We start from the raw sequence: 9,781 nt of genomic DNA, 5'->3' as shown, positions 1-9,781 counted from the left end.
CCGGAGCCGGAGCCGGAGCCGGAGCCGGAGCCGGAGCCGGTGCAGGTGCAGGTGCCGGTGCAGGTGCAGGTGCCGGTGCCGGTGCAGGTGCAGGTGCCGGTGCAGGCGCGGGTGCAGGCGCCGGAGCCGGCCCAGGGTCCGGCCTGGCACATGTAGCCTTGCCAACGTCCTTGTCATTGCCGCAGTTCGCCGCAGACGCGCCCCCCGCAAAGGTGAAAAGCGCAATGGCCATGCAAGCCTGCAGTCCCTTGGCGCGCGCAAACCTGGGCATTTGAAGCTGCGAACCAGACCGGGAGCTGCCGCCGGCCGATGACTTGCCGGCGCCGGTTGCCAGCTCCGAAGTCACAGTCCAGAGGCCCTTCGCTGAATTCCAGACGATCCTGAAGACGCAGTTCATTTTGTTTACCTTCCGAGTTGCAAGCACACCGCCAAGGGCGGAAATTGAATACTTTTGAATTTAGTTCTAAGGTACTCATTGCCTAAGGAAGGAATTCACACAACTGGTTACGAATGCATACTTTCGTCCTCTGAACGCTATGGTTCAGATAGCACGCCGGCCTGGGCTCGAGCGCTTTTCGTGAGTTTTTTCACATTACGAGGCCCGAGGCGGTGCAACGGGGCATCGGAAGTACTCGTCAGCCACACTCACATCGGGACGCTGCAAGGGCCTACGTTTGCGAGATCCAGGTGTGCGCGAACGTCGCAGCCTCACCGGGGGCGGCGCACAACGGCTGGAAGCCGAGCTCAGCCGACTCTGCGGACCGGATGAGCGCCGATTGCAGACCGACCCTCGGCGCCTTGGTTCGCGGCCAGGAGCCGGTCAGCCATGCGGAGATCGGCCGTCGCGAACCCCTCGCTGAAGCGCCCCCGCACGGCTGCCAGAAGGTCGCGCGCCTGCGCCTCGCGCCCCTGCCGCTGCCACAGGCGCGCCAGGCTGGTGGCGCTGCGCAATTCCCAGGAGAGGGCGCCCTGCTCCCGCGCGCACTGGAGCGAGCGCTGGAAGAACTCCTCGGCCTCACGGTCGGGTGCGCCTCCCGCCAGCAGGTTCTCGCCATGGACGCGCAGGATCTCCGGCGCGCACCAGCCGACCTGGGCTTGCGCCACGCGCGCCAGTTGCCGGGGCCCGGCCCGGGCGCTCCCGAGGGTTGCCATCAGGTCGGACTGCTTGTCGTCTGCCGGCGCCGCGTCCGGTTCAGCACCCGGAAACAGGCCTTCGAAGTGGCGTGCCCAGCATCCCCAGTAGTCGAGCGCGTTGCTCCTCGCATACTCGCCGAGGATGCGCAGCAGCGAGCGCGCCTGGACCTCGTCGCCGGTCCACATGGCGATCGGAAAGGCCGCCAGGGCGATCGCCTGGCAGACGCCGAAGGCGACATCGGCCAGCGCGTGGTCCAGGGCCTCGCAGGCCAGGCGCATGGCCTGCTCGGGGCGGCCCTCGAGCCACAGGATGCGGGCCAGCACAATGCGCATCGAGACCCGGCAGTCCAGCGAAGGCAGCCGGTTGCCGCCGGACCGGAGCCGGCCGGCCGGATGCCGGAGAACGCTTTCGGCCAGCGCCCGCGCCCGGGCGTGGTCGCCCAGGTAGTGGTGCGATTGCGCCAGCATCCGGTCAGCCACCTCCATTCCCAGTTCGTCGCCGACGGCGCGCGCCGCCTCGCCGAATTCCCCGCCCAGGCGCAATGCCCGCGGGTAATCGGCATGGCCGAAAGCGCACACCCAGTCGCCATACAGGGCCTCGATGCGGTGCCGCGCCTCGCCGGAATGCTGCGCCAGTTCTCGCGCGCGCCGGAATGCGCCGTCGGACATCTCGACGGCACCGACCGACTGCCCCACGAAGGCGCCCAGAACCACGTTGAGCCGGATCTCTGCCAGGGCGGGCGGCTGCTGGAGCGTTGCCAGGTGCGCCAGGGCTCGCCCGGCGCGCACGCGGAACTCGTCGAACAACGACAGCCGGTGCGCCAGCGTCACCGAAGCCGTCGTCAGCGTCACGCCCAGGGCGGGATCGCCTCCCGGCGAGAAAGCCCAATCCAGCGCCGCGCGCACCTCGTCGACCAACCGCCCGTAGCTGGAATCCGCGCGCGAGAACACCCACGTCGGCGCCTCGAGCTCGGCCGCCTCCAGCAGGTCGCAGAGGTGCCGGGCGTGCCGCGCGAACACGGTCGCGCTCTCGCGCGTCTGCAGGAGCTTCTCGATGGCATAGCCGCGGGTGGTGTCGAGCAGCCGGTAGCGGGTGCCCCGCTCGCGCGCGTCGACCACGACGAGCGACTTGGCGACCAAGGCTTCCAGCGCGTCGAAGATCTCCGGCGCACCGAACTGCTCGTCGCCCGCCACCGCACCGGCGGATTCGAGCGTGAAGCTGCCCCTGAAGGCCGAGAGGCGCCGCAGCGTGACGCGCTCGCCGTCAGACAGCAGCTCGTAGCTCCAGTCCAGCAGCGCGCGCAGCGTCTGGTGGCGCGGCAGCACGGTGCGGCGCCCGCTGGACAGCAGGCGGAAGCGGTCGTCGAGCCGCGCCACCAGCTCGCGGATGCCGAAGAAGCCCACGCGCGCGGCCGCCAGCTCGATCGCCAGCGGCAGCCCGTCGAGGCGGCGGCAGAGCTCGGCCGCCAGGCAGGCGTCGCCGTCGCGCAGCTCGAAGCTGTCGAGGCTCGCGACCGCGCGCTCCACGAACAGCTGCACCGCGGGGAAACCCATCGCGGCCGCGGCGGTCAGGCCGGCCGATTCAGGCGGCGCAGGCAGCGAAGCCAGGCGGTGCACCCGCTCGCCCTCCGCGCACAGGGGTTCGCGGCTGGTCGCCAGCACATGGACGCCAGCCGCCGCCTTGAGCACTCTGACGGCCAGGGTGGCCGCCGCCTCGACCACGTGCTCGCAGTTGTCGAGCACGATCAACAGCCGCCGCTCGCGCAGGTGGGACAACAGGCCCGGCATGGGATCGGCGGCCGCCCTCGCCACGTCGAGCACTGCGGCGAGCGCGCCGGGCACGCGCCCAGGCTCCGACACCATCGCCAGGTCGACGAAGCGCACGCCGTCGGGATAGCTCGCCAACCGCTGCTCGGCCAGCGCCAGCGCCACCGTGGTCTTGCCGATTCCGCCCGGGCCGACCACGCTGAGGAAGCGATGCCGCGGCAGCTCCAGCGCCAGCGACTCGACAGTGCCCGCGCGCCCGATCATGCGGGTCAGCCGCAGCGGCAGGTTGTGGGCCTGCCCGGCGGCGATGCGGGCCGGGCGCTGCGCACCCGGACGCGAGCGCACGACGGGCGCGACGAAGCAGTAGCCTCGCCCCGGAATATTGGCGATGTAGCGCACGCCCTCGCGGCCATCGCCCAGGGCGCGCCGAAGCGCGGCGATGCCGACGCGCAGGCTGCTCTCCTCGACCACGGTGTCGGGCCAGGCATGGGCGATCAGTTCCTCCTTGCTCAGTACCTCGCCCGCCCGGCAGGCCAGCGCCCCGAGGATGTCGAAGGCCCGGCTGCCCAGGCGCAGCTGCCGCTCGCCCTCGAGCAGCAGCTTCTGCGCGGGCAGCAGCCTGAAGGGGCCGAAGCTCAGCATGTCTTCGACTGGTGGCATGGCCATGTCATTCATCGCGTCGTGGCAGCAGCGTGCGGACCTCGGGCAGGTCCCGCCGTGGTTCGGCTTCGGCAAAGCAGGCGCAGAGAGCGTCCAGCGGGTCGCGCGCCTCATGCGCGCGCCCGGTGTCGCGCAATATCCGCGCCAGGCCGATCATGCCTCGAAGTTCCCGGGCCCGGGCGCCGAGCGCACGCGCAGGTCCAGCGCCTGTTCGACATGCGCCTGGTGTCCGTCCAGCAGCGAGAGCTGGTAGCCGAGCGGCTGCGTGACGGCCGCGAGGGCGGTGCCGATGGCCGGATCCCCTTCGGCCGAGAAGGCCCAGGCGAGTGCGGCGCGGACATCGTCGATCGCCCCGCCGTGGACCGCCATCCAGCGGGCCCGGTCCATCGCGGGCAGGTCACGCCGCGCCTGCTCGAACATGGCGCGCAGGTGCTGCGCGTGGCGTCGCGCGACCCGCGGGAATTCGCCGCTCGCGACCAGCTTCTCGCGGGCGTAGGCGCGCGTGGTGTCGAGCAGGCTGTAGCGCGGCTCGGCGTCGGCCCCATGCGCCACGACGAGCAGTGACTTGGAGGCCAGGCCGAGCAGCGGCTCCAGCACCTCGGAATCGCCGGGCTGCCGGTCCGCCGCCACCGCGGCAGCGGCGGCCAGGGTGAAGCGCGTCCGGAATACGGCCAGGCGGCGCAGCACCCTCTTCTCGGCCTCCGACAGCAGGTCGTGACTCCAATCCAGCAGCGCGTGCAGGCTGCGATGACGTCGCGGCGCGCGCCGAAGATCGTTCTTCAGCCACAGCAGCCGCCGGTCCAGCTGGGCCGCGAGCTCCTGCACACCGAAGCGCCGCACGCGCGCCGCGACCAACTCGATCGCGAGCGGAATGCCGTCGAGGCGCCGGCACATCGAGCCGACCGCCGGAGCGTCGGTATCGGTCAGCGCGAAGCCCGGGAGACTGGCGGCCGCGCAGTCGACGAACAGCCGCACGGAAGGAAAAGCCAGCGCCGCCGCCGCGCCGATTCCTTCGGATGGCCCCGGTACCTCCATCGGACGCAGGCGATGCACGTGCTCGTCTGCCACACGCAGCGCCTCCCGGCTGGTGGCCACGAAGCGGATGTGCGGCGCCCGCGCCAGCACGCCCTCGACCAGCGCCGCGACCGCTCCGATCGCATGGTCGCAGTTGTCCAGCACGATCAGCATCTGCCGCGCCTCCAGCACGGCGGCCAGATCGCCCGCGTTCAGTTCCGGCTCGCCAGGGAGCTGCACTGCGGCAGCCAGCGTGTCGAGCACGAAACGGGGGCTGGCCAGGGGCGCCAGGTCGACGAAGGCGGTGCCGTCGCGGAAGCGGCCGGCGACCGCTTCGGCGAGCGCCTGCGCGAGCCGGGTCTTGCCGATGCCGCCGGGGCCGACGATGCTCACGACGCGCCGCCGCGGGCATTCGCGCGCCAGGGCCTCGAGCGCCTCGGCGCGGCCGATCAGCGGTGTGACGCGGTCGAGCGGCAGCCAGGGGGGTGCGGCGCGGGCCGACGTTCCGGGACCCGGCCTGAGCCGGAACGAGCCGAAGCGCAGGAAGGGAGGGTCCGGGCGGTTCATTCGCGATGGGACGCAACGCGTCGAGACGGGCGCCGGCCATGCCGGACGCGCCGTTCAGGCGTACTGCGCGCCCACATGCTGGGCGCGGCCGTGCGCTGCGCCTGCTGGCCGTCCCTCGGCCGACGCCGGGCCGACCAGGCCGCGCTCCGCCGCCAGGATCACCGCGTGCGTGCGGGTCGTGGCCTCGAGCTTCTTGAGAATGCCCTTGACGTGCATCTTCACCGTGCCTACCGCAATGCCCAGTTCTCTCGCAATGGATTTGTTGCAGGAGCCCGCGGTCAGCAGGCCCAGGACCTGCGTCTCGCGCGCCGTGAGCTGCTCGCGCGAGAGGCTGTCCGCCACGCGCCGGGCGACCACCGGGGACAGGTAGCGCTGCCCGAGGCGCAGGGCCATCACGCCGTCCACCAACTCGTCGATCGGGCAACCCTGCAGCACGTAGCCGTGCACGCCTGCATGGACGGCACAGCGCACCTCCCATTCGCGGTCGAGCGGGGTCACCACCATGACGCGCGCCGTGGGTCGCCGCCTTCCGGCTGCCTGGCATCTGGCCGCGGCCAGGTAGTCCATGCCGCGCCGGTAGTCGGCGACCAGCACATCGGCCTCCTCGCCCGCCGCCTCACGGCCCAGGGTCACGGCGAGGCCGGGACGGTCGTGCAGGATGGCAGCGATGCCGGCCGCCACCAGCGGGTCCTCGTGCACCACCAGCACGCGGGTTTCTTCGACAGTTGGCATGGCATTCCTCCGTTGGCCGGGGAATGATCGGCCTGGAGAGGGCGAGGGCCAAGTTAAGCCGTGTGATTTCTTGTGATGCCGATGCTCACAGGCCGGCAAACCACTTGAAGCCGCCAACCAGGGCGGCGCCGAGCAGCGCGAAGATGACCAGGCGTCCCCAGCCAACGGCTTCGTGATCCGAGTCCTCCAAGGGCTCCGGTCGTCTGATCTTGTCGAAGCTGGTGTCGGTTTTCTCCCGCGCCCAGTCATGGAAGTTGTCGCGATCCGTATTCATGTAATACATTTTAACTATATGTAAACAAATAATGCGAACGTCGGCGTTCATTTTCCCGGCGGCGTTGTCGGAAGAGTCACACGGCTATACAAGATTTCGCCTCCGGCTTACCGCTGCTTCACAGAGGCGGCGCACGATGAAGCCACTTGGTTCCAGAACAAGGAGCACCCATGAAGAAGATCACTTTCGCTCTCGGCGCCGCCGCGTTGCTCTCGCTCGGCGCACTCGCCACCGCTCCTGCCCATGCGCATGACGGCCGCTACCGCTACGACAACCGGGTGATCGTCGTTCCCGCGCCACCTCCACCACCGCGGGCGTATTACGCGCCCCCGCCACGCCATTACGGGTACGACGATCGCCGCTACTACCGCGGACGCGGCTGGGGCGACCGCGATCGCGATGGCGTGCCCAACCGCTACGACCGCGATCGCGACGGCGACGGCGTGCCCAACTACTACGACCGCCGGCCGGGCAATCCTTACCGCTACTGATCCAGCCCGCCGGCAGCGGGAGCGGCGAGGTCTCGGCGCGCGGCGTCGCCGAACCTCCGCAGCAGATGTGGACACCGTCCAGCATCTTTGCTATGGTTGTGTACACCATCCACAACCAGGAGCTTCCATGCTGCGCACCCACAGGACCGCCGTGCTCCACGGCAATAGAACATGAGCCGCACGGCCGCCCCGAAGCACATCGAAGGGCGCCGCCGCTGGCTCGCGCTGATGGTCCTCTGCCTTGGCGTCCTCATGATCGTGCTCGACACCACGATCGTGAATGTCGCCCTGCCCTCGATCCGTACCGACCTCGGCTTCAGCGAGACCTCGCTGGTCTGGGTCATCAATGCCTACATGCTCACCTTCGGCGGCTTCCTGCTGCTGGGCGGCCGGCTGGGCGACCTGTTCGGCCACCGGCGGCTGTTCCTCGCCGGCATCACGCTGTTCACGCTGGCTTCTCTGGCCTGCGGCCTGTCGAACTCGCAAACCCTGCTGATCGCGGCGCGGGCCGTCCAGGGCCTGGGCGGCGCAGTGGTCTCGGCGGTGGCCCTTTCGCTGATCATGAACCTGTTCACCGAGCCGGCGGAACGCGCCAAGGCAATGGGCGTCTACGGCTTCGTTTGCGCTGGCGGCGGCAGCATCGGAGTGCTGCTCGGCGGGTTGCTGACGCACGCGCTGAGCTGGCATTGGATCTTCCTGGTCAACCTGCCGATCGGCGTGGCGGTCTATGTGCTGTGCCTGGCACTGCTGCCGCACCTGCCCGGCCATGCGGCCGGCGAGCGGCTCGACGTCGGCGGCGCGCTCACCGTCACCGTTTCGCTGATGCTGGCGGTCTATTCCATCGTCAACGGCAACGAGGCCGGCTGGACTTCCACCCAGACGCTCGGCCTGCTCGGGCTCGCGGCGCTGCTGCTGGCGGCCTTCATCGCCATCGAGGCGCGCGTGCGCCACCCGTTGATGCCGCTGCGCCTGTTCGGACTGCGCAACGTCGCCGTCGCCAACGTGATGGGCGTGCTCTGGGCCGCCGCGATGTTCGCCTGGTTCTTCATCTCGGCCCTCTACCTGCAGCTGGTGCTGGGCTACAGCCCGATGCAGGTGGGCCTGGCCTTCCTCCCGGCCAACCTGATCATGGCCGCCTTCTCGCTCGGACTGTCAGCCAGGCTGGTGATGCGCTTCGGCAACCGGGGGCCGCTGGCCTTCGGGCTGCTGCTGGCGGCGGCGGGGCTGCTGCTCTTTGCCGGTGCGCCGGTGGAAGGCAGCTTCCTGCTGCACGTGATGCCCGGCATGACGCTGCTCGGCCTGGGCGCGGGCATCGCGCTCAACCCGATGCTGCTGGTCGCGATGAGCGACGTTGCGCCCAGCGAATCGGGCCTCGCCTCCGGCGTCGTCAACACCGCATTCATGATGGGCGGTGCGCTGGGCCTTGCCGTGCTGGCAAGCCTGGCCTCGGCGCGCACCGGGGGCATGGCGGCCGCGGGCGCCGGACCGCTGCCCGCGTTGGTGGGTGGCTACCAGTTGGCCTTCGTGGTCGGCGCCGCGTTCGCGGCATCGGCGGCCGTGCTCGGTGCGCTGCTGCTTCGCGCCGGATCGCCGTCGGGGGCGAATGCGGGCGATCGCGCACCCCAGACGGGGCGAATGACTTGAGCGCCGGTGAATCATGTAACCGTCGCGACGATGGAACTTGGCCTACAGCATTTGGGGATTTCGCCGCTCACCATGAATGAGCCATGAAACATCCTCCGATCAAACTCACCATCGACGAGGCGGCACCCGGCTCCTTCGTCTGGACATTGCTGCAGACCGATGACGGCGGCGCTCCGCAGAAGGTCCTGAAAGCCGCCGAATACGGCTCCGACACCTACGAGGCAGCGCTCGCAGCCGGCACGCGCGCCATGGATGCGGAACTGCGCCGCAACGCAGCCGCCGAAGAGCGCAGCAGCAAACGCACCGCAGCAGCCAGCAGCTAACCCTGTACAGGGCCGCTAGGCCAGGTGCGTCTTCAAGGGCACGGCGGGGTCCGAGGCCACCGCCGGGTCCGGGCTGCGCCCGGCTTCGAGCAGCTTGCGGCTCATCATGTGGTCGACAGGCGCGTTGACCGACTCCACGCATCGCAACACGCCATCCACATAGTGCAGCAGCGAGAAGGCGGCCGCGTTCGCCCCGGGGCGGCGCACCATGCTCGCGCCCGGCGTGCCCTCGGCGGGCACCAGCCCTGCCATCTGCAAGCGCAGGCTGCCCTGGTCCGACCAGAACCATGGCACGGCGTCGTGCGGACGCGCCGCGCCGGTCAGCGTCGCCACGGCCGTGCGAGCCTGGTCGTTGGCGTTCTGGACCGACTCGAGCCGCAGCGCCTGCCCGGCGCGCCGGTCAGGGAAGCGCGTGCAGTCGCCCACCGCCAGCACCGCCTCGTCGCTGGTCTGCATGTAGGCATCGACCACGATGCCGTCGGCGCACTCCAGGCCGGCCGCCTGTGCCAACGCGGTCTCGGGCACGGCGCCGATGCCGACCATCAGCAGGTCCACCGGCAGCGCCTCGCCGTCGACCTCGATGGCTGCGAGGCGCTGCCCGTCGGTCTGCCAGGCACCGGTCTTCGCGCCGATGCGGATGTCCATGCCGGCCGCGCGATGCGTCGCCAGTACATGCTCCGACAGCGCGGGCGACACCGCCCGGCTCAGCAGGCGCGGCGCACTTTCCAGCACGGTCACGTGCTTGCCCAGCGCCAGTGCCGTGGCCGCCACCTCCAGCCCGATGAAGCCCCCGCCCAGCACCATGACCTGCTGCGCCGCGCCGAGCATCGAACGCAGCTGCGCGGCCTCGTCGGCCGCGCGCAGCAGCGCCACGTTCGAGAGCCCCACCAGCGCCGGCAGGCGGCGCGCGCGCGTGCCGGTGGCAAGCACCAGCCGCTCCCAGCCCAGGACCGCGCCGGAGCGCAAGGTGACGGTGCGCGCAGCGCGGTCGATGGCCAGCGCCGGATCGCCCAGGTGCAGCGTGATGCCCGCTTCGGCATACCAGGCCTCTGCGCGGTGCAACTGGGGCGCCTCTTCAGGGCTCTTGAGGAAGGTCTTCGACAGCGGCGGCCGGTGGTAGGGAATGCAGTCTTCCTCGCACACCAGATGCACGCGGGCGCCCTGCCCGGCCTCGG

At 70.4% G+C, this 9,781-nt stretch carries 10 protein-coding genes; 3 read left to right on the top strand and 7 right to left on the bottom strand.

Annotated features, from left to right (window positions below):
- From APY03_RS45725 to APY03_RS25130, 6 genes are all read right to left on the bottom strand, one after another.
- The coding region (locus APY03_RS45725) for an ESPR-type extended signal peptide-containing protein (RefSeq protein ID WP_198161296.1) at positions 1–397 on the bottom strand (397 nt) is incomplete at its 3' end.
- A gap of 347 nt (positions 398–744) precedes the next feature.
- Entirely contained in the window at positions 745–3,561 is a 2,817-nt protein-coding gene (locus APY03_RS25145; RefSeq protein WP_162487109.1) for an ATP-binding protein, read from the bottom strand.
- Positions 3,562–3,568: 7 nt separating this feature from the next.
- Positions 3,569–3,718, bottom strand: coding sequence for a hypothetical protein (locus tag APY03_RS42695; RefSeq protein WP_162487110.1), 150 nt, complete (start codon positions 3,716–3,718; stop codon positions 3,569–3,571).
- On the bottom strand, positions 3,715–5,142 hold the full coding sequence (locus tag APY03_RS25140; RefSeq protein WP_068681211.1) for an ATP-binding protein: 1,428 nt from the start codon (positions 5,140–5,142) through the stop codon (positions 3,715–3,717). Before APY03_RS25140 ends, APY03_RS42695 begins: the two co-directional genes overlap by 4 nt.
- A gap of 54 nt (positions 5,143–5,196) precedes the next feature.
- Complete coding sequence (locus APY03_RS25135) at positions 5,197–5,874, bottom strand: LuxR C-terminal-related transcriptional regulator (RefSeq protein ID WP_068681209.1); 678 nt, start codon at positions 5,872–5,874, stop codon at positions 5,197–5,199.
- A gap of 85 nt (positions 5,875–5,959) precedes the next feature.
- Positions 5,960–6,148 carry a hypothetical protein gene (locus tag APY03_RS25130; RefSeq protein WP_146039319.1) on the bottom strand — a complete coding sequence of 63 codons (189 nt, stop codon included), beginning with the start codon at positions 6,146–6,148 and terminating at the stop codon, positions 5,960–5,962.
- A 170-nt stretch (positions 6,149–6,318) separates the two neighbouring features.
- On the opposite strand from APY03_RS25130, the gene APY03_RS25125 reads away from it, so the two are divergent.
- The 3 genes from APY03_RS25125 (at position 6,319) to APY03_RS25115 (ending at position 8,606) form a co-directional block, all read left to right on the top strand.
- On the top strand, positions 6,319–6,639 hold the full coding sequence (locus tag APY03_RS25125) for a hypothetical protein (RefSeq protein WP_068681205.1): 321 nt from the start codon (positions 6,319–6,321) through the stop codon (positions 6,637–6,639).
- A 171-nt stretch (positions 6,640–6,810) separates the two neighbouring features.
- Positions 6,811–8,283: a DHA2 family efflux MFS transporter permease subunit gene (locus tag APY03_RS25120; protein WP_068681203.1), complete on the top strand. Its 1,473-nt coding sequence runs from the start codon at positions 6,811–6,813 to the stop codon at positions 8,281–8,283.
- A gap of 83 nt (positions 8,284–8,366) precedes the next feature.
- Positions 8,367–8,606 (top strand): hypothetical protein, encoded by a 240-nt coding sequence (locus tag APY03_RS25115; protein WP_068681201.1) that lies wholly within the window; start codon positions 8,367–8,369, stop codon positions 8,604–8,606.
- Between the two features lie 15 nt (positions 8,607–8,621).
- On the opposite strand, the gene APY03_RS25110 is transcribed toward APY03_RS25115, so the two are convergent.
- Positions 8,622–9,781, bottom strand: a 1,160-nt coding sequence (locus APY03_RS25110) for an NAD(P)/FAD-dependent oxidoreductase (protein ID WP_068681199.1), incomplete at its 5' end; no start/stop codon positions are given.

The sequence above is a fragment of the Variovorax sp. WDL1 genome, assembly GCF_001541225.1.
Classification (GTDB): Bacteria; Pseudomonadota; Gammaproteobacteria; order Burkholderiales; family Burkholderiaceae_C; genus Variovorax.
The sequence above is the reverse complement of the archived record's forward strand: the minus strand, read 5'-3'. Positions and strand labels throughout refer to the sequence as shown.

Bases quoted from the DNA above. Each gene is read 5' to 3' on its own strand.
- APY03_RS25145 (WP_162487109.1), bottom strand. From the start codon at position 3,561: ATGCCACCAGTCGAAGACATGCTGAGCTTCGGCCCCTTCAGGCTGCTG.
- APY03_RS42695 (WP_162487110.1), bottom strand. From the start codon at position 3,718: ATGATCGGCCTGGCGCGGATATTGCGCGACACCGGGCGCGCGCATGAG.
- APY03_RS25140 (WP_068681211.1), bottom strand. From the start codon at position 5,142: ATGAACCGCCCGGACCCTCCCTTCCTGCGCTTCGGCTCGTTCCGGCTC.
- APY03_RS25135 (WP_068681209.1), bottom strand. From the start codon at position 5,874: ATGCCAACTGTCGAAGAAACCCGCGTGCTGGTGGTGCACGAGGACCCG.
- APY03_RS25130 (WP_146039319.1), bottom strand. From the start codon at position 6,148: ATGAATACGGATCGCGACAACTTCCATGACTGGGCGCGGGAGAAAACC.
- APY03_RS25125 (WP_068681205.1), top strand. From the start codon at position 6,319: ATGAAGAAGATCACTTTCGCTCTCGGCGCCGCCGCGTTGCTCTCGCTC.
- APY03_RS25120 (WP_068681203.1), top strand. From the start codon at position 6,811: ATGAGCCGCACGGCCGCCCCGAAGCACATCGAAGGGCGCCGCCGCTGG.
- APY03_RS25115 (WP_068681201.1), top strand. From the start codon at position 8,367: ATGAAACATCCTCCGATCAAACTCACCATCGACGAGGCGGCACCCGGC.